The organism is Roseateles aquatilis, assembly GCF_002205645.1.
GTDB classification, from domain to species: domain Bacteria; phylum Pseudomonadota; class Gammaproteobacteria; order Burkholderiales; family Burkholderiaceae_C; genus Roseateles; species Roseateles aquatilis.
Genome location: NZ_NIOF01000021.1, coordinates 1 through 26,180, shown reverse-complemented (window position 1 = coordinate 26,180; position 26,180 = coordinate 1). Strand labels below are relative to the sequence as shown.

Here is a 26,180-nt window from a genome sequence, read left to right as displayed (position 1 = left end):
GGGCCGCGAGCCCCGCCGCCGGACCAGACCATGCCCGATTCCCCCAAGCACCAGATCGAAAGCCTCCAATCCAGCGGCCTGAAGGCCACGCTGCCGCGCATCCGCGTGCTGCAGATCTTCGAGCAGTCCAAGGAGCGCCACCTCAGCGCCGAGGACGTCTATCGCCTGCTGCTGCAGGAAGACGCCGACATCGGCCTGGCGACCGTGTACCGCGTGCTGATGCAGTTCGTCGAGGCGGGCCTGCTGACGCGCCAGCACTTCGAGTCCGGCAAGGCGGTCTTCGAGCTGAACGCCGGCCAGCACCATGACCACATGGTCTGCCTGCACTGCGGCCGCGTGGAAGAGTTCTTCGACGCCGGCATCGAGCAGCGCCAGCGCGAGATCGCCGAGGAGCGGGGCTACGAGCTGGTCGAACACGCCCTGGCGCTGTACGGCCTGTGCTCCAACCCGGCGTGCCGGGCCAAGCGGAGTCGTTGAGGACGCCGTCGAGGGCGCCGTTGAGCGGGCGGTGACGCGGCGCGACGAAGGCGCCGCCGCGGCCCCGGACAGCAGTCGCGCGCAATCCGGCGCTTCCCTGTTGAATACTGTACGAACATACAGTACATTTCCATCCATCGCAGCCAATCACGGCGGCGGCAGGAGATGGTGATGCAAGTGCTCAAGCAACAGATCTGGTCTTCGCTGAACAACGCCGACGCCTGGGTCCTCGGCATCGGCCTCCTGTCCTGCCTGGGACTGGTGACCGGCGTGCTGGGCTGATCCGGGTCTTCTGGATCCTACCCACGCGGGTCACCTGCCGAGTTCCGTTCGCGGAGCCATCGGGTCCCTTCTTGGAGCGACACCTGATCGACACCGGCCATGCCGGCCGAGGCCTCAGGGATCGCTCCTCGCGGGGATCCACTTTTTCAGTTCTCAAACCTCTTCGTCCGCTTGTCTTGAGCAACATCCCCCGGGGTGCTGCTCAAGCGGCGGATTTTTTTATAGCGGCGTCAGCACGGGCTCGCCCGCTTCCCAGCGCCGGGCATTGGCCAGGAACAGGTCCACCGTCGCCTGCACCGACTCCGGCGACCAGCCCGCGATGTGCGGCGTCAGGATGACGTTGGGGAAGCCGAGCAGCGCTTCGGGCGGCTTGGGTTCGGTCTCGTAGACGTCCAGCGCCGCGCCGGCCAGTTGGCCGGCAGCCAGCGCGCGCGCCAGGGCCTCCGTGTCGACCAGGCTGCCGCGCGCGATGTTGACGACGTGTCCTTGAGGGCCCAGGGCGCTCAGCACCTCGGCGTTGACGATGTGCCGGGTCGTGGGGCCGCCCGGCGCGGCGACGACGAGGAAGTCCGCCCAGGTCGCCAGCGCGATGAGCGAGCCGAAGTATTGGCAGCCGGCCGCATCGTCGCGCTCGCGGCGGTTGTGATAACCGACCGCCATGTCGAAGGCCAGCGCGCGCCGCGCGATGCGCAGCCCGATCGTGCCCATGCCGACGATGCCCAGCCGGCGCCCGTTGACGCTGGGCCGCAGCGGCAGGTCGTCGCGCCAGATGCCGGCGCGCAGCGCCTTTTCCTGTTGCGGCAGCGCGCGCACGGAGGCCAGCAGCAGCGCCATCGCATGGTCGGCCACGCAGGCGTCGTTGGTGCCGGCGCCGTTCCACAGCGTCAGGCCGCGGGCCTTCGCGGCGGCGACGTCGATGGCCTCGTAACCCGCGCCCAGCGCGGCGGCCGCGGCCAGGCGGGGCATCGCGGCGATCTCCTCGCCGCGCAGGCCGACGGCGCCGATGGTCAGGACGATCTCGATGTCGGCGCCCTGCTCCGCGACGGCCTTCGCGCGGGATTCGGCGGTCGGCGCGTGGATCACGTCATACCGCTGGCGGAGCTGCGCCTGGTGCTGCTCGGCCATCGGCATCAGCAGCAGGAGCTTGCGGCGCGGGGAGTCGTGGGACCCGTTGGATTCCCCAGAAGCGGACGGAGCGGAAGCAGGAGCGGTTGGCGACACGGGCGACCTCGTTGATGGCTGGAGTTCGCCGGGAATGATAGGAGCGCCGCCCTGCCCGTTCGCGCGGCGGCGGACGCGCTGCGCACGCGGGCTCGGGGCCGCGCGCGGACGGGGCCGACCGGCACGAGGGCCGTCAGCCGTGTCAGGGCCGCTCGCCGCTCGCCATGCGGGTGTCGATCTCGGCCAGCGCCGTCGGCAGGTTGGCCACCGAGTCGATCACCAGATGCGCGCCGGCGGCGGTGAGCCGCTTGACGGCTGCCTCGCGCAGGGCCGCGACCTCGGCATCGGGCAGCGCCTGCAGTTGCTCCAGCGTCAGCCCCGTCTCGTTGCCCGACAGGCTCAGGCCGATCGTCCACATGCCGGCGCGGCGTCCCTCCTCGATGCCCGGCGTCGTGTCGTCGACCTTCACGCAGGCGCGCACGTCGCCGATGCCCAGCGCCAGCACGTTGGCCAGCGCCATGAACGGCCCGGGCCGTCCGCCCGCGGGGAGCTCGTCGCCCGCGACGACATGGTCCGCCTCGATGCCGTCCGCCTTCGCCTGCGGCAGCAGCACGTCCAGCACCTGGCGCGGATAGCCGGAGCACGAGCCGATCTTGAGCCCCGCCCGGCGCAGCGCGGCCAGCACCGCCACCGCGCCCGGGATCGGCTGCGAGTAGCGGCCGACCTTCTCGATCTGCATCGGCATGAAGCGCTGGTAGATCGCGTCGATGTCGGCATCCGTGGACGGCGCGCCGAAGCGCACCCGCCACTGCGCCTGCAGCAGCGGGTCTTCCAGCAGCGTGCGGATGTGGTCGCGCTTGGACAGGCCCATCGGGCCGCGCGCTTCGTCGAGCGTCAACGTGATGCCGAAGGTCGCGAACGCGTCGACGAAGATCTGCGTCGGTGCCAGCGAGCCGTGGTCGACCAGCGTGCCGGCCCAGTCGAAGACGACGGCCTGCAGATGCGGATAGGAAGGGGTGGCAGGGTCGTGTCCGTTCATGGGGTACTCCGGAAAATCGGGCGAGGAGGTAAGACCGCGGGGATCGCGGGGATGAAGTTGCGGCCGCGCGGCCCGCGCAACGCCTCGGCGACGCGCGCGTCCCAGTCGGCCGGCGGGATGCCGTAGTCGACCGGATCGGTGCTGACACCGAGCGCCGCCAGGAAACGCTCCAGCGCCGCCACTGCGCCGTCCGCGTCGGACGCGCCGAAGACCGACATCAACTGCGCGTCCAGCGCCGCGTCGCGGCCCAGGGCCAGCCGCATCACGCGCGGCAGGCTGAAGGAACAGGCGATGCCGTGCGCGACGCCGTGCGTCAACGTGATCTCGTAGGACAGCGAATGCGCCAGCGCCGTCCGGGTGTTGGAGAACGCCAGGCCCGCCTGCAGCGCCGCGACCGCCAGTGCCTCGCGCAGGTCGAGCCGGCGCGGCTCGCGCAGCAGCGCCGGCAGCGTCGCGACGATGGCGCGCGCGGCGCTCACCGCCAGGCTGGTCGAGACCGGATTGCGGTGCACGTTCCAGAGCGACTCCAGCGCGTGCGACAGCGCGTCCAGGCCGCTCGCCAGCGTGGCGCCCTCGGGCAGGCTGAGCATCAACGACGGGTCGACCAGCGCGGCCTCCGGCCAGGTCCACGGCAGGTGCAGCGAATGCTTGCGCGAGCGCGCGGCGTCCCACACGGTCGCCCATGGCGTGACCTCGCTGCCGGTGCCGGCCGTCGTCGGGATCGCGATCAGCGCGCGATGCGGGCCGGTCTCCGGCAACGGCGCGGCCTGGGGGTCGATCAGGTGGTCCAGCAGCTCGTCGAAACGGCCCGACGGCGTGGCGGTCAGCATCGCCTTCGCGCAGTCGATGCTGCTGCCGCCGCCCAGCGCGACGACGCAGCGCGCATCGGCGTGATCGCGCCACAGGCGCTCGTACAGCGGCGCCAGCCACGACACGTCGGGATTGGGACGGATGTCCGTCTCCACTGCCAACAGCCGGTCGCCGAGCAGGTTGCGCAGGCGGCCGACCAGGCCCAGCGGCTCCGCCTCCGGGAAGGCGATCAGCAGCGCGCGCCGGTCGCCGACCAGCGCCGGCAGCCGCTCCAGCGCGCCGATGCCGGCCCGCGCGTCGACGGGGTTGTGAAACTTCCAGGGGCTCACGTCATGGTCCTTCGTTGCCGCTCAATGCCGACCCTGGTCGCGGATCGCGCGGCGCAGCTGGCTGGAGACGAGGTCCGCCAGCACCACCATCACGGTGATGACGATGATGCAGGTCGCCGTCTCCTGATACTTGAAGAGCTTCAGGCTGCCCACCAGCTCGAAGCCCAGGCCACCGGCCCCCACCATGCCCAGCACGGTGGCCGAGCGCAGGTTGACCTCGAAGCGATAGAGCACCACGGCGATCCACGCGGTGACCACCTGCGGCAGCACGCCGAAGACGATCACCTGCAGCGGCCGCGCGCCGGTGGCGCGCAGCGCCTCGAGCGGCCCCTGGTCGATCTCCTCGATGGCCTCGGCGAAGAACTTGCCCAGCATGCCGGCGCCGTGCACCGCCAGGGCCAGCACGCCGGGGAACGGCCCGAGGCCGACCGCGGAGACGAAGACCAGCGCGAGGATCAACTCGTTGACGCTGCGCGTCACGTTCAGGCCCTGGCGCGTCAGCTGGTAGAGCCAGCGCGGCCCCTGCAGGTTGCGCGCGGCCAGGAAGGACACCGGCACCGCGGCGAGCGCGCCCAGCAGCGTGCCCCACACGGCGATCTGCACCGTCTCCATCGCGGGCGCCCACAGGCGGTCCAGGATGCGCCAGTCCGGCGGCCAGGTCCGGCCGATGAAGTCGGCGATCTGCGGCAGGCCGTTGGCCAGTTCGGTCGGGCTCAGTTGCGCGCCCTGCGCGCTCCACTGCAACGCCCACAGGCCCGCGACCAGCGCCACCAGCAATTGCGTCCAGCCACGCGGCGTCGTCGGCAGGCCGACCATCCAGCGATAGCGATCGGCGCCGGCGCGCGCCACGGTGTTCATCGTCGTCATCACGTGCTCCTCAAGCCTCTTTCAATGCCGGCGCGTCGACGCGCGCGGTCGTGGCATCCCCTTCGGCGCGGCCCTCGATGCGGACATCGACGCCGCCCTCGACGCCGCCCACCGGCGTGATGAGCTGCAGTCCGGCGTGACCGGCATGGCCGGCGTAGAGCGCGTTCAACTCGTCCTCGGAGAGCGCGTCGGGCAGCCGGTCGAACAGCACCCGCCCCTGCGACAGACCGACGATGCGATCGCCGAATTCGCGCGCGTAGTCGACCTGATGCAGATTGCAGACCACGGTGATGCCGAGCGCCCGGCAGGCCTGGCGCAGGTCGCCCAGCACCCGGCGCGCGGTGTGCGGGTCCAGGCTGGCGACCGGCTCGTCGGCCAGGATGACCTGCGGCCGCTGGGCCAGCGCGCGGGCGATGCCGACGCGCTGCATCTGCCCGCCGGACAACGAGTCGGTGCGATCCCTGGCCTTGTGCGCGAGACCCACGCGCTCCAGGCAGTCCATCGCCAGCTCGAGGTCGGCCGCGCGGAACAGCTGCAGCACGGAGCTCCAGGTCGACACCGCGCCGAGCCGCCCGGTCAACACGTTCTTGACGACGCTCAGCCGGGGCACGACATGGTGATGCTGGAACACCATCGCGACGCGACGTCGCAGCTCGCGCACCTGGGCGGCGCGACGGCCCGCCGCCACGTCCAGGCCGGCCACCGTCATCGCACCCTCGTCGGCCTGCGCGAGGCGATTCATGCACCGCAGCAGCGTGGACTTGCCGGCGCCCGACGGGCCGAGCACGACGAGGAACTCGCCCGGTTTCGCGTCCAGGTCGACACCGCGCAGCACGGCGTTGTCACCGAAGCGTTTGGTGACGCCGCGCAGCCGGATCACTTCATGCTCCGCAGGTCGAGCTTGAGCACCTTGGCGGTGTCGCGCACCACGTCGTAGGCCGCGTCGCTGGTCGGCTGGAAGCCGTTGAGCACGCCCTGGTCGCCCCACTTGACGTCCTTCAGGTTGGCCAGCGCCTTGGCGAGCTTGTCCTTCAGCGCCGGGTCCAGGTCCTTGCGCCAGACCATGGGGGACTCGGGAATGGGCTTGGAGGACCACAGCACGACGAAGTCGTCCTGCCTGACCTGCCCCTTGGCGACGGCGGACGCGAAGATGCGGTCGGCCACGGCCGCGGCGTCGACCTTCTTGTTGGCGACGGCCAGGATGCTGGCATCGTGCGAGCCCGAGAAGATGACGCGGCCGAACAGCGCATCCGGGTCGATGCCGATCTGCTGCAGGCCCGCCTTGGGGAACAGGTGGCCGGACGCGGAACTCGGGTCGACGAAGGCGAAGTTCCTGCCCTTCAGGTCGGCGACGGCGCGCAGGCCGCTGTCCTTGCGGGCCAGGATCACGCTCTTGTAGGAGCTCTGGCCGGTCTTCTTGGTCTCGGCGACGGCGAAGGCCTCGACGTTGGCGACCGAGCTGGCCAGCACGTACGAGAACGGCCCCAGGTAGGCCACGTCCAGCTTCTTCGAGCGCAGCGCCTCGATGACGCCGTTGTAGTCGGTGGCGACGAAGGGTTTCACCGGCATGCCGAGCTGCTGCTGCAACGCGTCCAGCACCTGGCGGCTGGACTCGATCATGGCCTGCGAGTCCTCGGCCGGGATCAGGCCGATGGTCAGCGTCTGCGGCTGCTGCGCCCGGGACACGCCCGGTGTCAGGACCGCCACGACCGCGGCGAGCGGCAGCACGCACAGCGCCGCGCGGCGCAGGGAGAAGAACGAGGGCGGGGTCATGGCGGCATCCATCGGTGGAACGGGTGGGAGAAGGTCGAACGGGATCGGATGCCGCCACTCTATGAATCCAACATGACAGGAAATCCATCGATGCCATGCTGAATTCGTTGCCAAACCATTGACTCGATCTATACCCCGCAGCGCGGATGCTTGCGCCCGACCGAGGCGTTGGGCAGGCCCAGGAAGTCGAGCACGTGGGGCGTCAGGGCAGTCCGGGTCAGGCGTCCTGCGGAAAGGGAGACATGTCTCATGGTCACTCCTGGCTCGATGCGAGCGGGTTGAGGGAGAAAGCCCATGCAGCGTAGGAAGGTCACATGACCGTCACTCGATCGATTCAATATCGCGAACCGCACCAAATCATTGAAACGATCTATACATGTCGGCCGCCAAGCTCCGCGCCTTCCTCGCCGTCGCGCGCCACGGCAGCTTCAGCGCCGCCGCGCGGGCGCTGGGGCTGTCGCAGCCGACGCTGACGACGCAGGTCCAGGCCCTGGAGCAGCAGCACAAGGTGGAGCTGTTCCACCGCCGCGGCCATCGCATCGAGCTCACCAGCGTCGGCCATCAGTTGCTGCCGATCGCGCGCCAGTTGGCATCCCTGGAGGTCGAGGCCTACAACCTGCTGCACGACTGCGGCGAGCTGACGCGCGGGCAACTCAAGCTCGGCGCGGTCGGCCCGTTCCACGTGATCGAGATGGTCGACGCCTATCGCCAGCACTACCCGAAGGTCGATGTCTCGATCCGGCTCGGCAACTCGGCGCAGGTCTTCGGCGACCTGGAAAACTACGTCATCGACGTCGGCGTGCTGGCACGCTTCCACGACGCGCCGGGCTTCGAGACACTGCACTACGCGCGGCACGCGATCATTCTTTTCGTCCACCTGGACCACCCCTTCGCGGACCGCGGCAGCGTCACGCTCGACGAGCTCGCCGACCAGCCCTTGCTGCAGCGCGAGGACGGCTCCAGCACCCGCCGCGCGCTCGAATCCGCGCTGCGCCACGCCGGCATCGCGCCACGCGTGGCCATGGAGATCGGCAGCCGCGAAGCCCTGCGCGAGGCCGCGGCGCGAGGCATCGGGATCGGCGTCGTCTCCGAAGCCGAGTTCATCCCCGACGCCAGGTTCCGCCCGGTCCGCATCGCCGGCGATCCGGCCTACACCGAGACCTACATCTACTGCCTCAAGGAACGGCGCGAGAGCCTGTTGTTGAGTTCCTTCTTCGACGTTGCGCAGGGGTTGAGGTCGGTGCATGCTCAAGGCCTGACCCCGTCTTCGAGTTCCAGCACCTCGCCCGACGGCGAAAGCCGAGGGCCCGTACCCTGCACCTCGCCCGCCGGCGAAAGCCGAAGGCCCATGCCCTGCACTTCGCCCGACGACGAAAGCCGGGGGGCGGCTTCCTCATAAGTCCCAAAATCGTCAGCCGCCCCCCGGCTTTCGTCGTCTCCAGATCCTGCACTGCCTCGATGGTTCGCCAGGGCATGCCGCGCGGTGAGAGGTCGTGGCGGGCCATGGCCGGAGACGCGAGGAACGGGGGAGTGGGCGGTGTTGCGCATCGACAGTCTTCGGCCAGACACTGGACAGGTTTCTGAAGGGCAGTCCCGGCATCCTGCGCACCGTTCGTGCGGGGGGCCCCGGGGGCCGTCTGTTGCCTGGAATCCATGCAGAACGAGAAAGCCACAACGCTCATGGACCGCCGCCAATTCTTTCCACGCCAGGTCGTCGAGGCCGGCGCCAACCGCTGGGACTGGGCCCTGCTGCCGCTGGTGCTGGGCCTGCTCGTGCTGCTGGCCTACGGCGCCGCGCAGATGGCGCGTCCGTTCGAGCTCGGCGACCCGCTGCCGCTGTCGCTGGACCCGTCCCACCTGCCCTACTACCTGCTGCGCACCAACCTGCGGATGCTCGCCGCGATGGTGCTGGCGCTGCTCTTCAGCGCGGTCTTCGCGGTGCTGGCCGCCAAGGTCCGCGCCGCCGAGAAGGTGCTGGTGCCGATGCTGGACATCCTGCAGTCCATCCCCATCCTGGGCTTCCTGTCGATCACGGTGACCGGCTTCATCGCGCTGTTCCCCGGCAACCTGCTGGGCGTGGAGTGCGCGGCGATCTTCGCGATCTTCACCTCGCAGGCCTGGAACATGGCCTTCAGCCTGTACCAGTCGCTGCGCACCGTGCCGTCGGAGCTGGACGAGGCGGCCCGCGTGTTCCAGCTCTCCAACTGGCAACGCTTCTGGCGGCTGGAGCTGCCGTTCGCGATGCCGGGGCTGCTGTGGAACATGATGATGTCGATGTCCGGCGGCTGGTTCTTCGTGGTGGCGTCGGAGGCGATCTCGGTCTCCAACCAGAACATCAAGCTGCCGGGTGTCGGTTCCTACATCGCGATGGCGATCGAGGCCCGCGACCTGGGCGCGATCGGCTGGGCGATCCTGGGCATGCTGGCCGGCATCCTGATCTATGACCAGTTGCTGTTCCGCCCGCTGGTGGCCTGGGCGGACAAGTTCCGCTTCGAGGACAGCGGCACCGACACCGCGCCCGACTCCTGGATGCTGACCTGGCTGCGCCGCACCGCGCTGACGCGCCGCATCGCCGCGTGGACGGTGGACCGGCTGGAGCACAGCCTGGTGTGGTTCCGCCGCCATCACGACGGCACCTCGATCCGCGCCCGTCCACGCATCCCCGGCACCGCGTGGACACGCGTCTGGGACGCGGTGGTGGCGGCCGCGGTGATGGTGGCGCTGTACCAGTTGATCCGCTTCGTCCACAGCGAGGTCGGCTGGCACGAGGCCGGCCACGTGCTGCTGCTGGGCTGCCTGACGCTGGTGCGGGTGATGGTGCTGATCGCGCTGGCGGCGCTGGTGTGGGTGCCGGTGGGCATCTGGATCGGCATGAACCCGCGCTGGTCGGGACGGCTGCAGGCGGTGGCGCAGTTTCTGGCGGCCTTCCCGGCCAACCTGCTGTTCCCGGTGGCGGTGGTGCTGATCGTGCGCTGGAAGCTGAACCCGGACATCTGGCTGTCGCCGCTGATGATCTTCGGCACGCAGTGGTACCTGCTGTTCAACGTGATCGCCGGCGCGTCCAACATCCCGGCGGAGCTGCGCCACGCGGCCCGCAACCTGGGCCTGAGCGGCTGGCTGAAGTGGCGGCGCTACCTGCTGCCGGCGGTCTTCCCCAGCTTCGTGACCGGCGCGATCACCGCCAGCGGCGGCTCGTGGAACGCCAGCATCGTGGCCGAGTACGTGTCCTGGGGCGACACCACGCTGCAGGCCCACGGGCTGGGCAGCTACATCGCGGAGATGACCGCCAAGGGCGACTTCCCGCGCATCGCGCTGGGCATCGGCGTGATGTGCATCTTCGTGATGAGCCTCAACCACTTCGTCTGGCGCCGCCTCTACCGCCTGGCCGAGGACCGCATGCATCTGTGAGGCCGCGAGGCCGCGGCCCCACGGGTCCCGGCGCCGCGACGTCGCATCGAACGAAACACATCAGATCGGAACGGAGGCGCACATGACCGCATCCATCATCGAACTCCACGGCGTGGGCAAGAGCTTCCGCTCCGCCGACGGCCATCCGCGCCCCGTGCTGCAGGAGCTGGACTTCAACCTGCGCGAGGGCGAGATCGTCGCGCTGCTGGGCCAGTCGGGCTCGGGCAAGAGCACGCTGCTGCGCATCATGGCGGGCCTGGTGCCGGCCGACCGCGGCCAGGTGCGCTACCGCGGCCAGCCCATGTCGGGCCCGGCGCGCGGCATCAGCATGGTGTTCCAGTCCTTCGCGCTGTTCCCGTGGCTGACGGTGCAGCAGAACGTCGAGCTGGGCCTGGAGGCGCGCGGCGTCGCCAAGGCCGAGCGCGAGGCCAAGGCCGAGGCGGCGATCGCGCTGATCGGCCTGTCCGGCTTCGAGGGCGCGCTGCCGCGCGAGCTCTCGGGCGGCATGCGCCAGCGCGTGGGCATCGCGCGCGCGCTGGTGACGGAGCCGGACGTGCTGCTGATGGACGAGGCCTTCTCCGCGCTGGACGTGCTGACCGGCGAGCGGCTGCGCGAGGACATCCTCGAGCTGTGGGACGGCGGGCACATGCCGACGCGGGCGATGCTGGTGGTGTCCCACAACATCGAGGAGGCCGTCATGATGGCCGACCGCGTGCTGATCTTCGCCAGCGACCCGGGACGGATCCGCTGCCAGCTGTCGGTGCAACTGCCCCGGCCGCGCAACCCCGAAAGCGCCGAGGTGCGCGCGCTGATCGACGAGGTCTACGCGCTGATGACCGCCGGCGCCACGCGCCACGCCCGCGTGGCCGGGGCGGCGGACGCCGCCTCCACGCCGGCGCCGCTGGCCGAGCGCCTGCCCGAGGCTGACGTGGCGAGCATGGACGGCCTGCTGGAGCTGCTGGCCGACCCGCCCTTCGACGGTCGCGCGGACCTGCCGCAACTCAGCGAGGAAGCCGGCCTGCCCGACGCCGAGCTGCTGCCGGTGGCGCACGCGCTGGCGCTGCTGGGGCTGGCGCAGCTCGACAGCGGGGACCTGCAGCTCACGCCGCTGGGCCGGCGCTACGTGGAAGGCGCGCACGAGCTGCGACGCGATCTCTTCGGCCAGCAGCTGATGGCGCACGTGCCGCTGATCGCGCACATCCGCCACAGCCTGGAGCAGGAGCCCAACGGCCAGATGCCGGACAAGCCGGTGCTGCGGCTGCTCAGCGAGCACCTGGACGACACCGAGGCCGACGCGGTGCTGCAGACCGCGGTGACCTGGGCGCGGCACGGCGAGGTCTTCGAGTACGACTACAACACCGGCGCGCTGCGCCTGCCCACGGGCGACGACGAGCCGATGCGCTGAGCGCGGGCGACGCGGCGCCCCGGCCATGGGCGCGCGGTCCTGGGACTCGGCGACGGGGAGCGATGAGGGGGACCGGGATGCGAGGACTCGATAGAGTCGGGACTTCGATCGCCGGAGTCCGCCCGCATGAAACGCTTCGTCCGTCATCGATTCCGATCACGCAGCGTCGACCGCCTGCTGCGCCAGGCGCTGAGGCAATGGCATTCGCATGACGGCTGGCGGGCTGTCGAGGCGCTGCAGCGGCGCGGCTCGCCGGCGCTGCTGGCGCGGGTGACGGCGCTGGTGTCCAGTCCCGGTGCCCGGCGCCGCGCGGTCGGCCTGTCGATCGCGGCCCAGTTGATGCGCAGGGAAGGCGGCGAGTATGTGCCCTACGCCGAATCGGCGACGCAGGCGCTGCTGCTGCGCGGCCTGTCCGACCCGCATCACGATGTGGTGCGCGCGGCGGTGGCCGGCTTGGGACACCGACCGCACGGCGCGAGCGTCGAAGCGCTGCTGCGGCTCTCGACGCATCCGGACGAACGCATGCGCTGGCAGGTGGCGGTGGCGCTGGGCTCGTACGAGGAGCCGGAGGCGATCGTCGGCCTGATCCGGCTGGCCGCGGACGCGTCCGACGAGGTCCGCGACTGGGCCACCTTTGGTCTGGGATCGCTGCGCCTGGACGACACGCCGGAGATCCGCGCCGCGCTGCGGCGCAACCTGCACGATCCGGACATCGACGTGCGCGGCGAGGCGCTGGTGGGGCTGGCCCGACGACGCGACGAGGGCATCGTCGAGCTGCTGATCGAGCGGCTCACGCCGGACTGCCACGTGTATGAGCTGGATGCGGCGGAGGAACTGGCGGATCCGCGGCTGGTGACGCCGCTGGAGATGATGGCTGTCGGAACGGGTGCCGCCGACCCCTATTGGCGGTCCCGCGTGGGCGACGCGCTCCAGGCATGTCGCGAAGCGGGTTGATCCGCGTTTTCCCGGCCGCCGGATCGGGGGAGACCTGATCAATCCTGATGATGACGCCAGGCCGGCATCGAATCGAATCGACAACGAGGCCCGCATCCATCGCTTTCTCGTGAATCATTGGCTCGCGGCCGACCAGGTCGTGCCGATCGGCATCGTCGTGCCCGTCTCCGCCACGATCACAAGCAACGTCCGCGCGCGGAGTACGACCGCGTGCTCGAGGTCGTCTCGAAGCCGTTCACGAAGCGCTACGCCGACGCCTATCGATTCGGCCAATCGAGGACTTGCCCAGACGGCATCGTGACGGATTTCGAGTTCATCCGGACGGAGAACGCAGCACATGCCTGGCGATTCCTCGACCTATCGAGCCACGCCCGATATCTCAGCGAGGTGCTCAAACAAACCGTCGAACATGAAATGGCCGAGGAAGCCTGGGCTCCTCACCCCTCCACGAACGCCGCCGCGATCATCTCCCCCGCGTTGATCGGCACCGGCTCGTCCGCGCGCGGCGTGTAGGCCATGTCACCGATGCGGATCGCGCAGCCGCTCAGCACGCACACGCCCTCGCGTTTGGCCGGGGCCATGTCCCAGATCTGATAGCCGTAGTGGCAGGCGCCCGGGTCGGACCACGAGATCGCCGCGGTGCGCGGCGTCGGGCGGTCCAGCACGTGGATGGTCGGCGGCAGGCGCAACGCCAGGGCGGCATCGTCGGTCGCGCCGGCGCCGCGGCCCGCGCGCGCCGGCCGCGGCGTGTCCGGCACCCCGCCGTTCCCCAGCCACGACACCGTCCGCAACCACCCCTCCCTCGTCGGATCGCTCGCAAGATCCCTGTGCATATCGCGCCGCCTTTCCGCTGCGCCGACAATTCGGCGTCATTGCTGAAATAATTCAACGAGTGATGAATATAGCAAAGGCAGGCGCGGCATGAACAAGACCCCAAGGTCCGGCGGGACGCCGCGACGTCGCGGGCGCCCGAGCGCGGACTGTGCGCAAGGCGCGGACAACCTGCTGCGCACCGCCCGGCGCACCTTCGCGCTGCGCGGCTACGAGGCCGCCAGCGTGCGCGAGATCGCGCGCGCCGCGGGTGTCGACGCGGCCCTGATCGCCCACCATTTCGGATCGAAGGAGGCGCTGTGGCTGGCGGTCGTCGACCAGATCGTGACGCTGACCGATCCGATGCGCGACCTCGCCATCGCGTTGCGCGCGGACGCCGCGCTGCGCCCGCGCCGCCGCCTGGAGCTGGCGCTGCTCGACTTCATCGACCGCGTCTTCGAGCACCCGGACATCGGCATCTTCTTCTCCACCGCCGCCACCGAGGAAGGCGATCGCCTCGACGTGCTGATCGACAAGCTGGTGCGGCCGTTCCACGACGTCTTCCTGCCGCTGTTCCAGGACGCGATGGATGCCGGCGAGCTGCGCCGCTGCGACCCCGCGCTGCTCTTCTCCCTGCTCACGCAGGGCATCAGCAAGACAGTCGCCTACAGCCATGTGATGCGTGCCGTATCAACGCTGCCGGACGAGCCCGAGCGCTTCAAGCGCGAGCTGTCCGAGGTGACGCTGCAGTTGCTGGGCTGATCCCGCCAGCGATCGAGCAACAGATCGTCTTTCCTTCCCAGGTCGGATACACAGGCATACGGAACGCCTATCGCGAAGCGGCCCCGAATCGAAGAATCCGGTCCGTCGCAGCCTCCCGCTGCATTGCCTGGAAAGGACTCCCATGCGATCGATCACCCGTCGTTCCCTGCTCGCCCTGGCCGGTTGCGCCGCCGTCGCGACCACGGCGCTCTCGCTACCGCCGATGTCCGCCGACGCCACGGCCGCCGCCGTGCTTTCCGGCGCCCATGCCCGTCCCGCGCCGGCCTTCACCGGCATCGGCGACTGGTTCAACTCGGCGCCGCTGACGATGGACGGCTTGCGCGGCAAGGTGGTGCTGGTGGACTTCTGGACCTACACCTGCATCAACTGCCTCAACCAACTGCCGCACATCAAGGCGCTGCACGAGCGGTACAAGGACCAGGGCCTGGTCGTCGTCGGCGTGCACTCGCCGGAGTACGAGGAAGAGCGCTCCTCCGCCGGACTCAAGGACGCGATCGCGCGACTGGGCATCCGGCATCCGGTCGCCCAGGACAACGACTTCGCGACCTGGAAGTCCTACAACAACCGCTTCTGGCCGGCGATCTACCTCGTCGACAAGCAGGGACGCATCGTCTACTACCACTTCGGCGAAGGCGCCTACGAGCAGACTGAAGCGGCGATCCAGGCGCTGCTGAGGCAGCCGGGTTGAAGGGGTTCCCTCCGCTCACCGGTCCCGTGGATGCGACATCCGGCCCTGGCCTCCGGACACGGCCTCAGTTGGCAGTCGATGGTCGCGACATCGGGTCGCGGTCACGGGGCCTGGCGTCCCGGCGCGATGCCCGGGCACGGCGCCTGGTCGCGGCCCTCGACGCTCATCGACAGCACGTAGCCCTCGCTGCGCACGGTCTTGAGGTACTTGGGCTCACGCGCGTCGTCGCGCAGCCGCTGCCGCAGGCGGCTCACCAGCAGGTCGATCGAGCGCTCGAAGAGCTCCGCCTCGCGGCCCTGCGTCAAGCCCAGCAGCTGATCGCGGCTCAGCACGCGCTGCGGATGGTCGAGGAAGACGCGCAGCAGCCGGTACTCCGCGCCGCTGAGCGGCACCACCGTGCCCTCGCGGTCGACCAGATGGCGCTCGATCGTGTCCAGCATCCAGTCGCCGAAGGCCAGCCTCGGCGACTCGTCGGTGGCGCGCATGTTGGGCGGCAGCATCCGCGCGCGCCGCAGCACCGACTTGATCCGGGCCAGCAGCTCGCGCGCCGCGAAGGGCTTGGCCAGGTAATCGTCGGCGCCCATCTCCAGACCCAGGATGCGATCGGCCTCGTCGCCGCGCGCGGTCAGCATGATCACCGGCGTCGCCTTGTGCTTGCCTGCGCGCAGGTCGCGGCACAGCGACAGGCCGTCCTCGCCCGGCAGCATCAGGTCCAGGATGACGAGGTCGAAGGGACCGGCCGTCTCCATCGCGATGCGCATGTGGCGGCCCGTCGGCACCGCGGTCACGCGCAGGCCGTTGCGGGTCAGGTAGGTGGTGAGCAGCTCGCGGATCTCGCGATCGTCGTCGACGATCAGGACGTGATCGGGGGTGGGCGTGGAGGTCTGCATGGCGGCGGAAGGGCTGGAGGGCGGACAGAGCCGGTCGGCCCGTCGATGAGCCGCAATGTAGCGGCCCCCTGGCGGCGCGGCGCGCGCGAGGCAAGCTTGTGTCTCCGGTGCGGCGCCCGGATACACGGGAATACAAAGCCCCGCACAAGCGGCCCGCGCGCGCCTATAAACCAGCCTGCGTCCGGCGACGCGCAGCGCGCGTGTCGCCCCCGTCCCTGCCCGCCCCGCCCCCACCGATGGAGACCCCCGTGAGCCGCGTCATCGATTACTACCTCGCCCCGCACAGCCCCTGGACCTACCTCGGCCACGAGCGCTTCGCCGCGATCGCCCGGGAGACGGGCGCCACCGTGCGCCTGATCCCGATCGACCTGCTCAAGCTGTTCGAGGTCTCCGGCGGCCTGCCGCTGGCGCAACGTCCCGCGCAGCGCCAGGCCTACCGGCTGCTGGAGCTGGGTCGGTTCTCCAGACACCTGGGCATGCCCATGCATGTCGAACCCAGGCACTTTCCGGTCGCGCCGCACAAGGCCGCGCGACTGGTGATCGCGGTCGACGAGGCCGACGGCGCCGACGCCGCGATGGGTCTCACCGGCGCGCTGCTGCGCGCGGTCTGGGAGCAACAGCGCGACATCGCCGATGACGGCACGCTGCTCGCGATCCTGGCCGAGCGCGAGCTCCCCGCCGAGCGCCTCGCCCGCTCGCAAGACGAGGACATCGGCGCCCGCTACGACGCCAACACCCGGCAGGCCATCGCGGCCGGCCTGTTCGGCGCGCCGAGCTACGTCATCGACGGCGAGCTGTTCTGGGGCCAGGACCGCCTGGACTTCGTGCGGCGCGCGCTGGTGGCCGACCGGGCATGAGCGCCTCGCCCGCGATCGCGTCGCCGTCGGCCGCGGCCCGCCCGGGGGGCCGCTGGCTGCCGCGCACGCTCTTCGCGCGCGTGACATTGCTGATGGTGCTGGGCATCGCGGTGGCGCAGACGCTGACTTTCCTGGCGATCCGGCAGGAACGGATGATGGCGCTGCGCACGCTGATGATGTCCGGCATCGAGCGCGACATCGCCACCGGCGTCGCGGTGCTCGACCGCCTGCCCGTCGCCGAACGTGCCGCCTGGCTGGACCGGCTGGAACGCCCCAACTACCGTTTCTCGCTCGCCAGCGACATCGATCCGGCGGCGGGGCCGGTGGCGTCGGACGCGCTCGGCGCCGAGATCGTCGACGCGCTGGCCCAGGCGATGCGGCCGTTCCGGATCGAGCGCATCGCGCAGGTCGACACGCACCGCTACGAATTGCTGGTGCGGCTGAGCGACGGCGCCCCGGTCACGGTGCATGCGCGGCGCGTCGACATGCCGGTGTCGAACTGGGTGATGTGGGTGTTGGCCGCGCAGCTCGCGGTGCTGGCGCCGTGCGCGTGGCTGGTGGTCCGGCTGGTGACGCGACCGCTGGGCGCGCTGGCCGCGGCGGCGGACGACCTCGGTCCCGACCTGACCCCACGCCTGCTGCCCGAGGACGGTCCCGCCGAGGTCGCCCGCGCCGCGCGCGCCTTCAACGAGATGCAGGCGCGCATCGCCGGCTATACGGCCGAGCGGGTGGAGATCCTCGCGGCCATCTCCCACGACCTGCAGACCCCGATCACCCGCATGCGGCTGCGCGCCGACCTCATGCCCGACGAGACCCTGCGGGACAAGCTGCGACAGGACCTGGACGCGATGCACGCGTTGGTCCGCGAGGGCGTGACCTACGCGCGCACGCTGCACGGCACCTCGGAACCGCCGACGCGGCTCGACGTGGACGCGCTGCTCGCCAGCATCGTCGGCGACTACGAGGACGCTGGCGAGCCGGTGACGCTGGCCGGCCGGGTCGGCGCGCCGATCGTGGCGCAGCCGCAGGCGCTCAAACGCATCCTGGTGAACCTGATCGACAACGCGCTGGCCTTCGGCGATCTGGCCGAGATCCGGGTCACGGGCGCCGCGCGGACACCGGCTCCAGAAGCCCACGCCACAGCATCAATCTCCACCTCGGCCGCTGGCGGTGGCGCCGCTGGTCCGGGTGCCGGCCGTCTGACGATCGTGATCCTCGATCGTGGCCCCGGCATTCCGGAGGATCAACTGCAAGCCGTCTTCAAGCCCTTCCATCGGCTGGAGACCTCGCGCAACCGGGACACCGGCGGGACGGGTCTGGGTCTGGCCATCGCGCAGCAGCTCGCGACCGCGATGGGGGGGGCGCTGAGCCTGCGCAACCGCCCGGATGGCGGCCTCGAAGCGCGCCTGGTCCTGGGCGACATACTGTCCACCCCTTCTGTGGACAAGTCTGTTGGCACCCCGGGCAGGGATCCCGCAAGCCGTTGATCCGTCACGGAATTCCTTGCACTGCTCAAAAATCAGGCAATGCCTGAATTCGGCTGTCGCGCGAGTTTTTCACAGCAGCCAGGACTGTCCCCGCGTTCTGTGGACAAGTCTGTTGGCTGCCCTTGCAGGGATTCCGCAAGTACTTGTTTCAACAAGGGAAACCTTGCCGTGCCACACAAAGTGGCACTGGGGAGAGCCGGGCGGCCGCCGCCCTTGAGGGCTTGACCGAACCCCACCGAACGGGCAGGAAAACCGCGCGGCCCGAATGCAGTTGCCCACACTGCCCACCGGCTGTGCACCGGGGCGTCGGTCTGTCCACGGCCGCTGTGGACAAGTCTGTTGGCTGCCCGGGCAGCGATGCGCCAAGTGCTTGTCACGGTAGGGAAATGATTGGTCTGCCTCGGAATGAGGCACAGGGGCGCCCGTCCGCCTGAGCCCACAACCTTTTTCCCGCGCGCTGGAACCCACACACAACTTCCGTGTGCTCGCTCCGCGCCCATGCCGCCCTTCCTCCTTGCCCCGCTTCCCTGGGATGCCGCGTTCCGGCAGCTCCTGCTGGCGCCCTGCGTGGAAGAGATCCTTTTCCGCCTCGGCCTGCAGGACCTGCTCGCGGGCTCGCGCGCCGACACGGTGCGACGCCGTGCGGCCGGGCTGACCGCCATCGCCTTCGGCGCGGCGCACGTACTCGCGCAGGTGGCCGCCGCCCTGCCCGGACCGCCGCCGCCGTTGCCCGCGCTGTCGCTGGCGCTCGCGACGACCCTGCCGGCGTGGTGGATCGGACGCGGCTACCGGCGTCATCGCTCATTGCCGCGCTGCATCGCCTGGCATGCCGCTTTCAATGCCTGCTGGCTGCTGCTCCTGGCGCCCGCGGTCCTTCCGCTTCTCTCATCCCCTTGACGAGGCTCGCGCCATGAACCTTTCCTTCCGCACCGCCCTCCCTGGCGCGATCGTCGCGATCGCCGCCGCGGTCGTGGCGGCACCCGCCCTCGCCGCCGACCCGATCGCGGGCAGGACCAAGTTCTCGCAGGTCTGCGCCGGTTGCCACACCGTGGCCTCGACCGCCGTCGTCGATCGGGGCCGCAACAACCCGGCCATGATCCAGAACGCGATCAACACGATCCCGCAGATGGGCAGCGTGTCCGGCCGCTTCGACGCATCCGACCTGGCCGACATCGCCGCCTACCTGGGCAACTCGCCGGCCTCGTTGAGCTTCGCGCAGACCGCGGTCGGCCAGTCGAGCGCTGTCTCCACGATCACCATCAGCGCCAGCCGCATCGCGGCGCTGGGCAACCTCAGCGCCACCGCCAGCGGCGACTTCGTCGTGCAGGGCGGCAACTGCGGCTCGACCGTGCCGGCCGGCACCAGTTGCACCGTCGGCGTCGTGTTCCAACCCACCGCCGCCGGCAGCCGCAACGGCGCGCTGACGATCAGCCACAACGGCATCTCGACGCCGATCCCGATCGCCCTGAGCGGCACCGCCAACGCGGCCCTGCAGGCCGGCCTGTCCGCCGACGCCACGACGCTGGCCTTCGGCACGCAGACCGTCGGCACGCCGTCCACCGCGCGCACCGTGACGCTGACCAACACCGGCGGCGCGTCCCTGGACTTCGGCAGCATCGGCGTCTCCGGCGCCAACGCGGGGGACTTCGCCCGTGGCGGCAGTTGCGCGGTCGGCACGCCGCTGGCCGTCGGCGCGACCTGCACCGTCACCGCCACCTTCACGCCCGCCGCCGCGGGCAGCCGCTCGGCCTCGATCGCCGTCGCCGCCACCGCGCCGGCCGCCGGCGGTGCCGCGGTCAACGTCGGCATCACGTTGAGCGGCACTGGCCAGTCCGCCGCCGCGCCCGGCGTCGGGCTGTCGGCGACCACGCTGAGCTTCGGCACCGCGACCGTCGGCACGACCACCGCCGCGCAGACGCTCACCGTGACCAACACCGGCAACGCCGCGCTGAGCTTCAGCGCGATCGCCGCCACCGGCCCGTTCTCCGCCACCCACACCTGCGGCGCGGGCGTCCCCGCGGCCGGCACCTGCACGGTCGCCGTCACCTTCACCCCGACCGCCGCCGGCGCGGCCACCGGCACGCTGAGCCTGACCAGCAACGCCGCCGGCTCGCCGCAGACGGTGGCGCTCGCCGGCAGCGGCGCGCTCGCCAACACCGCGGTGCTGGCCTGGTCGCCGAGCGGCGGCGCGGACTTCGGCACCGTCATCGTCGGCGCCGACGGCGGCCTCAAGCACTTCACGCTGAGCAACACCGGCAATGCCGCCGCGACGCTGGGCAGCTTCCGGCTCGCGGGCGACGCCGCCGCCGACTACCGCGTCGACGCCACCTCCACCTGCGCCGCCGGCGCCACGCTGGCGGTTGGCGCGAGCTGCGATCTCGCGGTCGGCTTCAGCCCGCGCGTCGTGGGGCCGCGCCCGGCCACGGTCAACGTCGCCTCGGACAACGCCACGCTGCCCACGCCGCTGACGCTGAGCGGCACCGGCCAGGGCGCGCCACAACCGCAGTTGCAGCTGTCCGCCGCCGCGCTGGACTTCGGTCCCGCCGACAGCGCCGGCCGCCCGCTGACGCTGACCAACAGCGGCAACGGCCCGCTCCACATCGCGTCGCTGGCGCTCGGCGGCACGCGCTTCTCGGTGGACACGGGCGGCACGAACGGCTGCGGCGCCGCTCCGTTCACCGTCGCCCCCGCGGCGAGCTGCCAGATCACGCTGCGCTGGCTGGGCGCCGGCGCCGCGGCGGCCTCCGCGCCGGCCGGCACCGATACCGACACGCTGACGCTGCGCGGCGACATGACGCCCGCCACGGCCACCGTCGCGCTGAGCGGCACCGCGGGCAACGCCGCGATGTCCAACAGCGGCGGCGGGGGCTGCACGATCGGCGCCGGCACCGGCGCGGCGGACCCGCTGCTGCTGCTGATGGCGGGCCTCTCCGCGATCGTCCTCTGGGGGCGCCGTCGCGGCCGCGATGTCCGCCGGGGCCGCCAGGCGCTGGCGATCGCCGCGGCCCTGACCTGCGCGGCGCTGCCCGCGGCCAGGGCCGCCGACGTCGGCCAGCCGCTGGGCGTGGCCAGCGTGCCCGGCGCCGATGGCGCGCCGGTGCCGCTGCACGACGGCAAGGCGCGGCTGACCTACGTCGACTTCTGGGCCTCGTGGTGCGGCCCCTGCCGCCAGTCCTTCCCATGGATGAATCGCATGCAGGCCCGGTACGGCGCGCAGGGTCTGCGCATCGTCGCGGTCAACCTCGACGCGAGCCGCGAGGACGCCCAGTCCTTCCTGCAACAGGTGCCGGCCAGCGTCGCGCTCGCCTTCGATCCGAAGGGCGACACGGCGCGCCGCGTCGGCGTGCGTGCCATGCCCAGCTCGGTGCTGCTGGGACCGGACGGCCGTGTGCTGATGCAGCACGCCGGCTTCCGTGCCGAGGACGAAGCCGCCCTCGAGGCCCGCATCGTCGCGGCGCTCAAGACGCCCTGATCCCCCGTCCGCTTCCTTCTCCAGGAGTCCCCGATGTCCCTGCCACCGATGCCCCGTCGCCGCGCGACGGCCGCCTCCGCCGCGATCACCGCGGGCACCGCGCTGCTCGCGCTCGCGACCTCCGGTTGCGCGATCAAGCCGCCGCAAGCCTGGGAGAAAGGCGCGCTCGCCCGTCCCGAAATGACCATGGGCGGCGACGTCCTGGGCGACCGCTTCGCCCAGCACATCTACACCAGCAAGGAAAACGCCTCCGGCGGCAACGGCGTGGGAGGCGGTGGTTGTGGCTGCAACTGAACGCGACACCATGGCAGGCACCGGCGCCTGGGGCGGCGTGCTCGCCGCCGCCTTGCTGCTGCCCGGCCTGCAAGCGCCCGCGCACGCGGAGACCGTGCCCGAGCAGGCCGAAATGGCCTTCAAGCTGCTGTCCTACCGCGACAGCCAGCCCGGCCTGGACCGCATCAAGGTCACCGCGCCCTCGCTCTACCTGATGGTGCCGGTGGCCGGACGCTGGTCGGTCGAGGGCTCGCTGGTGACCGACAGCGTGTCCGGCGCGTCCCCGCGGTATCACAGCGCGGTCTCCGGCGCCTCCCGGCTGAAGGAGGAGCGCAAGGCCGGCGACGTCCGCGTGACCCGCTACGACGACCGTGACGCCTGGTCCATCGGCGCGGCCTACTCGACCGAGCACGACTATCGATCACGCAGCGTCTCCGCCGACTACCGCCGCTCCAGCGAGGACAACAACACGACCTGGAACATCGGCGCCTCCTTCAGCGACGACTGGATCGGGTCTTCCAACGATCCCACGCTCAGCCGCGGTCGCGACACGACGCAACTGATCGCCGGCGTGACGCAGGCGTGGACCGCGGTCGACCTGGTGCAGCTGAACGTCGGCGCGAGCTGGGGCCACGGCATGTACTCCGACCCCTACAAGTTCCCGGATCGACGGCCCGACCGGCGCGAGCAGTACACCCTGATGGCCCGGTGGAACCACCACTTCACCGACTGGAAGGCGACGCTGCGTAGCAGCTGGCGGTACTACGCGGACAGCTTCGGCGTGCGCGCGAACACGATCGAGACGGCCTGGGTGCAGCCGCTCGCGGGCGGCTGGACGCTGACGCCGCTGCTGCGCTACACGACGCAGCGCGCCGCGCGCTTCTACTACGACCCGGTCTACGACGCGGCGCTGGGCGCGCCGTTCCCGCCCGGCTACACGGCGACGTCGCCGCAATACCTGTCCCCCGACCAGCGCCTGTCCGCCTTGGGCGCGGTCACCGTCGGGCTGAAGGCCGCCTATGACTTTGCGCCCCGCTGGACCGCCGACCTCAGCCTCGAGCATTACGAGCAGCGCGCCGCCTGGCGCCTGGGCGGCGGCGGCTCGCCGGGGCTCGCGCGCTTCCAGGCGGACTGGCTGCAGATCGGCCTGTCGCACCGCTTCTGACGCGACGGTCCCGATGTGGCATCCGCACCGCCAGGCCTTCACCGCGATGGCTTCACCGAGCGAGATCGTCCTGGAGGGCGTCTCGCCCGCGCTCGCCGCGCAGGCCTGCGCGGCCGCCGAGGCGGAGGTGCGCCGCATCGAGCGCAAGTACTCGCGCTACCTCGGGGACAGCGTGATCTCCGCGATCAACGCCCAGGCGGGGCACGGCGGCCTGGTCGTCGACGCGGAGACGGCGCAGTTGCTGGACTTCGCCGCCGAGCTGCATCGCCAGAGCGACGGCCTGTTCGACATCACCAGCGGCGGCCTGCGCCGCGTCTGGGACTTCAAGGCCGGGCGTGAGCCCGCGCCCGATGCGCTGGCGTTGCAGCTCGACCTGATCGGCTGGGACCGCGTCCAGTGGGACGGCCGCGCGATCGCGCTGCCGCGCCACGGCATGGAGCTCGATTTCGGCGGCATCGGCAAGGAGTACGCCGTCGACCGGGCCGTCGCGACACTGCGCGCGCTCGGGCTGCGGCACGGCTTCGTCAACCTGGGCGGCGACCTGCGCGTGCTGGGGCCGCGTCCGGACGGCCGGCCCTGGGTCTTCGCCGTCCGCCACCCGCGCCGAGAGGACGAGATCTGCGCGCGCATCGCGCTGGACGACGGCGCGCTGGCCACCAGCGGCGACTACGAGCGCTTCTTCATCGCCGCGGACGGCAGGCGCTGCTGCCACATCCTCGATCCGCGCACCGGCCAGCCGGTCCGCCACTGGCAGGCGGTCAGCGTCGTGGCGCCGCTGTGCGTCGCCGCCGGCGCGCTGGCCACGATGGCGATGTTGATCGGCGCGCAGGCCGCCTCGCGGCTGAGCACGCCGGGGGTCGGCTTCCTGCTGATCGATGCCGACGGTCGCCGCCACACCCACGATCCCGAACGATTGATCCAACCTCCCACCACGCCATGAGAACTCTCGCCACCTTCTTCGCCGGCGCGGCGGTCGCGCTCGCGCTGGCCGTCGCCGCGCCACCCGCGGCCCGCGCCGCGGGCACCGAGGCCGCCTTCCTCGATCCCGCGCAGGCCTTTCCGGGCCAGGCCCGCATCGAGCCCGCGGCCTCGGGGCCCGGCGCGCTGGTCGTCGCCTTCGACGTCGCCGCCGGCTATCACCTCTACCGCGAGCGCTTCGCGATCGAGGCGGACGGCACGCCCCTGCCGGCGCCCGCGCTGCCCGCCGGCAAGGCGGAGTTCGATCCCAACTTCAACCGCACGATGACGCTGTGGGCCGGTGCCGTGCGCGTCGTGCAGCCGCTGCCGGACGGCGCCATCCCCGCGCTGCTGACGGTGCGCTACCAGGGCTGCGCCGACCGCGGCCTCTGCTACCCGCCGCAGCAGGCGCTGGTGCACCTGGAGCGCGGCGGCGACGGCCTGTTGACGGCGCGCTGGGAGGCTCGGCCGGATGCGCTCTCGGCGCCCATCGAGACGGCCGCGGCGCCATCGGCGTCCACGTCGCCGGCGCGGGCCCCGGCGGCCGAGGCGCCCTTGGCCGCCGTCGCCGGCACGGCCGCCCCGGCCCCCGTCGACAGCAGCGCCGCCGCCCTGCAATCGGGCAGCCTGCCGCGCGTCCTGGGCATGTTCCTGCTGGGCGGGTTGCTGCTGTCGTTCACGCCCTGCGTCCTGCCCATGCTGCCCATCCTGTCCTCGATCATCGTGGGCCAGGGCGCGCCGGTGTCGCGGACCCGGGGCTTCACCCTGGCGCTCGCGTACTCGATGGGCATGGCCATGGTCTACACGGCCGCCGGCATCGTCGCCGGGTTGCTGGGCTCGGGCTTCGCGGCGGCGCTGCAGAACCCCTGGGTGCTGGGCGCCTTCGCGCTGTTGCTGTCGGTGCTGGCGCTCTCGATGTTCGGCGTCTGGGAGTTCCAGATGCCGGGCTTCATCCAGGACCGGGTCAACAACGCCTCCAACCGGATCAAGGGCGGCCGCCATGCCGGCGTGTTCCTGATGGGCGGGCTGTCCGCGCTGCTGGTGGGGCCCTGCGTGGCGGCGCCGCTGGCCGGCGCGCTGGTCTACATCAGCCAGACGCGCGACGTGGTGCTGGGCGGCTCGGCGCTGTTCGCGCTGGCCTGCGGCATGAGCGCGCCGCTGCTGCTGCTCGGCCTGTCCGCCGGCACCCTGCTGCCGCGCGCGGGCCGCTGGATGGAGCACGTCAAGACCTTCTTCGGCCTGATCCTCATCGCGGTGGCGCTGTGGCTGGTGTCGCCGGTCCTGCCCACCGGCGCGCTGATGTTCCTGATCGGCGCGGTCGCGCTGGTCACCGCGATCTGCCTGGGCGCCTTCGAGGCCGGCCGGCCCCGCGCCCTCAAGGCGGGCGGCGCGCTGGTGGCGTTGTGGTCCGCCGCGATGATCGGCGGCGCGCTGTCGGGCGGCGACAGCGTGCTGATGCCGCTGCGCCACCTGGCGCGCGCGGCGGGCGGCGCGTTGCCGGTGGCCAGCGCCGAGGCCGCCTCCCGCTCCGCGGCTTCGCCAGCCTTCGAGCGCATCACGACCGTCGCGCAACTCGACGCGGTGCTCGCCTCTACCGATCGGCCGGTGGTGCTGGACTTCTACGCGGACTGGTGCGTCGCCTGCAAGGAGATGGAACACCTCACCTTCGCCGATCCCCCGATCGCCACGCGGCTGCGCAAGGCGCGCCTGCTGCAGGCCGACGTGACCGCCAACAGCGCCGAGGCCAAGGCGCTGCTCAAGCGCTTCCAGTTGTTCGGCCCCCCCGGCATCCTCTTCTTCGACGTCCAGGGGCGCGAGCTGCCCGCGGCCCGGACGATCGGCTTCCTGCCGGCCGATGAATTCGCCCAGCGCCTGGGCCACGCGACGCTCTGACCTGAACCGACATGACCCGCCCCACCCGACACACCACACTGCTGATCCTGGGCTCCGGCCCCGCCGGCTACACCGCCGCGATTTACGCGGCCCGCGCCAACCTCAAGCCGCTGCTGGTCACCGGCATGGCGCAAGGGGGTCAGTTGATGACCACCACCGAAGTCGACAACTGGCCGGCCGACGTGATGGGCGTGCAGGGCCCGGAGCTGATGCAGCGCTTCCAGGAACATGCCGAGCGCTTCCAGACCGAGATCGTCTTCGACCACATCAACTCGGTCGACTTCTCCAGGCGTCCGTTCACGCTGACCGGCGACAGCGCCGTCTACACCGCCGACGCGGTGGTCCTGGCCACCGGCGCCTCGGCCCAGTACCTGGGCCTGCCGTCGGAAGAGGCCTTCAT

24 protein-coding genes and 1 pseudogene are annotated in these 26,180 nt (G+C 71.2%); 16 read left to right on the top strand and 9 right to left on the bottom strand.

What is annotated here, in order from left to right; genetic code table 11:
* Window positions 1–30 precede the first annotated feature (30 nt).
* Window positions 31–477 carry a ferric iron uptake transcriptional regulator gene (gene fur, locus CDN99_RS26330; RefSeq protein WP_088388434.1) on the top strand — a complete coding sequence of 149 codons (447 nt, stop codon included), beginning with the start codon at window positions 31–33 and terminating at the stop codon, window positions 475–477.
* A gap of 501 nt (window positions 478–978) precedes the next feature.
* Here fur and CDN99_RS26325 read toward each other — a convergent pair.
* The 7 genes from CDN99_RS26325 to CDN99_RS29565 all read right to left on the bottom strand — a co-directional run bounded on the left by CDN99_RS26325 (window position 979) and on the right by CDN99_RS29565 (window position 6,989).
* Window positions 979–1,890 carry an NAD(P)-dependent oxidoreductase gene (locus CDN99_RS26325; protein WP_088388432.1) on the bottom strand — a complete coding sequence of 304 codons (912 nt, stop codon included), beginning with the start codon at window positions 1,888–1,890 and terminating at the stop codon, window positions 979–981.
* Between the two features lie 232 nt (window positions 1,891–2,122).
* A complete protein-coding gene (gene phnX / locus CDN99_RS26320; protein WP_088388430.1) occupies window positions 2,123–2,959 on the bottom strand; it encodes a phosphonoacetaldehyde hydrolase in 837 nt (278 codons plus the stop codon).
* Window positions 2,956–4,098 carry an iron-containing alcohol dehydrogenase PsrA gene (gene psrA, locus CDN99_RS26315; protein ID WP_088388428.1) on the bottom strand — a complete coding sequence of 381 codons (1,143 nt, stop codon included), beginning with the start codon at window positions 4,096–4,098 and terminating at the stop codon, window positions 2,956–2,958. Before psrA ends, phnX begins: the two co-directional genes overlap by 4 nt.
* A gap of 21 nt (window positions 4,099–4,119) precedes the next feature.
* Window positions 4,120–4,965: a phosphonate ABC transporter, permease protein PhnE gene (gene phnE, locus CDN99_RS26310; RefSeq protein WP_375134493.1), complete on the bottom strand. Its 846-nt coding sequence runs from the start codon at window positions 4,963–4,965 to the stop codon at window positions 4,120–4,122.
* Window positions 4,966–4,975: 10 nt separating this feature from the next.
* On the bottom strand, window positions 4,976–5,845 hold the full coding sequence (gene phnC / locus CDN99_RS26305; RefSeq protein ID WP_088388426.1) for a phosphonate ABC transporter ATP-binding protein: 870 nt from the start codon (window positions 5,843–5,845) through the stop codon (window positions 4,976–4,978).
* Window positions 5,842–6,738, bottom strand: coding sequence for a phosphonate ABC transporter substrate-binding protein (gene phnD / locus CDN99_RS26300; RefSeq protein ID WP_088388424.1), 897 nt, complete (start codon window positions 6,736–6,738; stop codon window positions 5,842–5,844). The genes phnC and phnD overlap by 4 nt, the downstream gene beginning before the upstream one ends.
* A 128-nt stretch (window positions 6,739–6,866) precedes the next feature.
* Window positions 6,867–6,989: a hypothetical protein gene (locus CDN99_RS29565; protein ID WP_259374733.1), complete on the bottom strand. Its 123-nt coding sequence runs from the start codon at window positions 6,987–6,989 to the stop codon at window positions 6,867–6,869.
* 125 nt (window positions 6,990–7,114) lie between these two features.
* Here CDN99_RS29565 and CDN99_RS26295 point away from each other — a divergent pair.
* From CDN99_RS26295 to CDN99_RS26280, 4 genes and pseudogenes are all read left to right on the top strand, one after another.
* A pseudogene (locus tag CDN99_RS26295) lies at window positions 7,115–7,963 on the top strand (LysR substrate-binding domain-containing protein); the annotation flags it as partial.
* Between the two features lie 455 nt (window positions 7,964–8,418).
* Complete coding sequence (locus tag CDN99_RS26290; protein WP_375134490.1) at window positions 8,419–10,146, top strand: ABC transporter permease; 1,728 nt, start codon at window positions 8,419–8,421, stop codon at window positions 10,144–10,146.
* Between the two features lie 82 nt (window positions 10,147–10,228).
* Window positions 10,229–11,551: an ABC transporter ATP-binding protein gene (locus tag CDN99_RS26285; RefSeq protein WP_088388418.1), complete on the top strand. Its 1,323-nt coding sequence runs from the start codon at window positions 10,229–10,231 to the stop codon at window positions 11,549–11,551.
* A gap of 126 nt (window positions 11,552–11,677) precedes the next feature.
* Complete coding sequence (locus CDN99_RS26280; RefSeq protein WP_088388416.1) at window positions 11,678–12,505, top strand: HEAT repeat domain-containing protein; 828 nt, start codon at window positions 11,678–11,680, stop codon at window positions 12,503–12,505.
* Between the two features lie 437 nt (window positions 12,506–12,942).
* Here the strand turns inward: CDN99_RS26280 and CDN99_RS26275 are convergent, their stop codons facing one another.
* Complete coding sequence (locus tag CDN99_RS26275; RefSeq protein ID WP_088388414.1) at window positions 12,943–13,338, bottom strand: DUF3331 domain-containing protein; 396 nt, start codon at window positions 13,336–13,338, stop codon at window positions 12,943–12,945.
* A gap of 88 nt (window positions 13,339–13,426) precedes the next feature.
* On the opposite strand from CDN99_RS26275, the gene CDN99_RS26270 reads away from it, so the two are divergent.
* On the top strand, window positions 13,427–14,077 hold the full coding sequence (locus CDN99_RS26270; protein WP_088388412.1) for a TetR/AcrR family transcriptional regulator: 651 nt from the start codon (window positions 13,427–13,429) through the stop codon (window positions 14,075–14,077).
* Between the two features lie 142 nt (window positions 14,078–14,219).
* On the top strand, window positions 14,220–14,786 hold the full coding sequence (locus tag CDN99_RS26265) for a thioredoxin family protein (RefSeq protein ID WP_088388410.1): 567 nt from the start codon (window positions 14,220–14,222) through the stop codon (window positions 14,784–14,786).
* Window positions 14,787–14,887: 101 nt separating this feature from the next.
* Here the strand turns inward: CDN99_RS26265 and CDN99_RS26260 are convergent, their stop codons facing one another.
* Complete coding sequence (locus CDN99_RS26260; RefSeq protein WP_088388408.1) at window positions 14,888–15,676, bottom strand: response regulator; 789 nt, start codon at window positions 15,674–15,676, stop codon at window positions 14,888–14,890.
* 248 nt (window positions 15,677–15,924) lie between these two features.
* Between CDN99_RS26260 and CDN99_RS26255 the strand changes: the two genes are divergently transcribed.
* The 9 genes from CDN99_RS26255 to CDN99_RS26215 form a co-directional block, all read left to right on the top strand.
* Window positions 15,925–16,533, top strand: coding sequence for a 2-hydroxychromene-2-carboxylate isomerase (locus CDN99_RS26255; RefSeq protein WP_088388406.1), 609 nt, complete (start codon window positions 15,925–15,927; stop codon window positions 16,531–16,533).
* Window positions 16,530–18,020 carry an ATP-binding protein gene (locus CDN99_RS26250; RefSeq protein WP_088388404.1) on the top strand — a complete coding sequence of 497 codons (1,491 nt, stop codon included), beginning with the start codon at window positions 16,530–16,532 and terminating at the stop codon, window positions 18,018–18,020. The genes CDN99_RS26255 and CDN99_RS26250 overlap by 4 nt, the downstream gene beginning before the upstream one ends.
* 498 nt (window positions 18,021–18,518) lie before the next feature.
* Window positions 18,519–18,917, top strand: a complete 399-nt coding sequence (locus tag CDN99_RS26245; RefSeq protein WP_158218975.1) for a CPBP family glutamic-type intramembrane protease — start codon at window positions 18,519–18,521, stop codon at window positions 18,915–18,917.
* A gap of 13 nt (window positions 18,918–18,930) precedes the next feature.
* Window positions 18,931–21,492, top strand: coding sequence for a choice-of-anchor D domain-containing protein (locus CDN99_RS26240; RefSeq protein ID WP_141101006.1), 2,562 nt, complete (start codon window positions 18,931–18,933; stop codon window positions 21,490–21,492).
* Window positions 21,493–21,525: 33 nt separating this feature from the next.
* The gene (locus CDN99_RS26235; protein ID WP_238139714.1) at window positions 21,526–21,786 is read left to right on the top strand and encodes a DUF4266 domain-containing protein; all 261 of its coding nucleotides are present in this window, start codon (window positions 21,526–21,528) and stop codon (window positions 21,784–21,786) included.
* Window positions 21,787–21,796: 10 nt separating this feature from the next.
* Window positions 21,797–22,930 carry a DUF3570 domain-containing protein gene (locus tag CDN99_RS26230; RefSeq protein WP_088388398.1) on the top strand — a complete coding sequence of 378 codons (1,134 nt, stop codon included), beginning with the start codon at window positions 21,797–21,799 and terminating at the stop codon, window positions 22,928–22,930.
* Between the two features lie 13 nt (window positions 22,931–22,943).
* A complete protein-coding gene (locus CDN99_RS26225; RefSeq protein ID WP_088388396.1) occupies window positions 22,944–23,870 on the top strand; it encodes an FAD:protein FMN transferase in 927 nt (308 codons plus the stop codon).
* Window positions 23,867–25,780, top strand: coding sequence for a protein-disulfide reductase DsbD (dsbD, locus tag CDN99_RS26220; protein ID WP_088388394.1), 1,914 nt, complete (start codon window positions 23,867–23,869; stop codon window positions 25,778–25,780). Before CDN99_RS26225 ends, dsbD begins: the two co-directional genes overlap by 4 nt.
* Window positions 25,781–25,791: 11 nt before the next feature.
* The coding region (locus CDN99_RS26215) for an FAD-dependent oxidoreductase (protein WP_158218974.1) at window positions 25,792–26,180 on the top strand (389 nt) is incomplete at its 3' end.

What these genes read in the sequence shown, in the direction of transcription:
- fur (WP_088388434.1), top strand. Translation starts at nt 31, where the DNA reads ATGCCCGATTCCCCCAAGCACCAGATCGAAAGCCTCCAATCCAGCGGC.
- CDN99_RS26325 (WP_088388432.1), bottom strand. Translation starts at nt 1,890, where the DNA reads ATGCCGATGGCCGAGCAGCACCAGGCGCAGCTCCGCCAGCGGTATGAC.
- phnX (WP_088388430.1), bottom strand. Translation starts at nt 2,959, where the DNA reads ATGAACGGACACGACCCTGCCACCCCTTCCTATCCGCATCTGCAGGCC.
- phnE (WP_375134493.1), bottom strand. Translation starts at nt 4,965, where the DNA reads ATGACGACGATGAACACCGTGGCGCGCGCCGGCGCCGATCGCTATCGC.
- phnD (WP_088388424.1), bottom strand. Translation starts at nt 6,738, where the DNA reads ATGACCCCGCCCTCGTTCTTCTCCCTGCGCCGCGCGGCGCTGTGCGTG.
- CDN99_RS29565 (WP_259374733.1), bottom strand. Translation starts at nt 6,989, where the DNA reads ATGAGACATGTCTCCCTTTCCGCAGGACGCCTGACCCGGACTGCCCTG.
- CDN99_RS26290 (WP_375134490.1), top strand. Translation starts at nt 8,419, where the DNA reads ATGGACCGCCGCCAATTCTTTCCACGCCAGGTCGTCGAGGCCGGCGCC.
- CDN99_RS26285 (WP_088388418.1), top strand. Translation starts at nt 10,229, where the DNA reads ATGACCGCATCCATCATCGAACTCCACGGCGTGGGCAAGAGCTTCCGC.
- CDN99_RS26280 (WP_088388416.1), top strand. Translation starts at nt 11,678, where the DNA reads ATGAAACGCTTCGTCCGTCATCGATTCCGATCACGCAGCGTCGACCGC.
- CDN99_RS26275 (WP_088388414.1), bottom strand. Translation starts at nt 13,338, where the DNA reads ATGCACAGGGATCTTGCGAGCGATCCGACGAGGGAGGGGTGGTTGCGG.
- CDN99_RS26270 (WP_088388412.1), top strand. Translation starts at nt 13,427, where the DNA reads ATGAACAAGACCCCAAGGTCCGGCGGGACGCCGCGACGTCGCGGGCGC.
- CDN99_RS26265 (WP_088388410.1), top strand. Translation starts at nt 14,220, where the DNA reads ATGCGATCGATCACCCGTCGTTCCCTGCTCGCCCTGGCCGGTTGCGCC.
- CDN99_RS26260 (WP_088388408.1), bottom strand. Translation starts at nt 15,676, where the DNA reads ATGCAGACCTCCACGCCCACCCCCGATCACGTCCTGATCGTCGACGAC.
- CDN99_RS26250 (WP_088388404.1), top strand. Translation starts at nt 16,530, where the DNA reads ATGAGCGCCTCGCCCGCGATCGCGTCGCCGTCGGCCGCGGCCCGCCCG.
- CDN99_RS26245 (WP_158218975.1), top strand. Translation starts at nt 18,519, where the DNA reads ATGCCGCCCTTCCTCCTTGCCCCGCTTCCCTGGGATGCCGCGTTCCGG.
- CDN99_RS26240 (WP_141101006.1), top strand. Translation starts at nt 18,931, where the DNA reads ATGAACCTTTCCTTCCGCACCGCCCTCCCTGGCGCGATCGTCGCGATC.
- CDN99_RS26235 (WP_238139714.1), top strand. Translation starts at nt 21,526, where the DNA reads ATGTCCCTGCCACCGATGCCCCGTCGCCGCGCGACGGCCGCCTCCGCC.
- CDN99_RS26230 (WP_088388398.1), top strand. Translation starts at nt 21,797, where the DNA reads ATGGCAGGCACCGGCGCCTGGGGCGGCGTGCTCGCCGCCGCCTTGCTG.
- CDN99_RS26225 (WP_088388396.1), top strand. Translation starts at nt 22,944, where the DNA reads ATGTGGCATCCGCACCGCCAGGCCTTCACCGCGATGGCTTCACCGAGC.
- dsbD (WP_088388394.1), top strand. Translation starts at nt 23,867, where the DNA reads ATGAGAACTCTCGCCACCTTCTTCGCCGGCGCGGCGGTCGCGCTCGCG.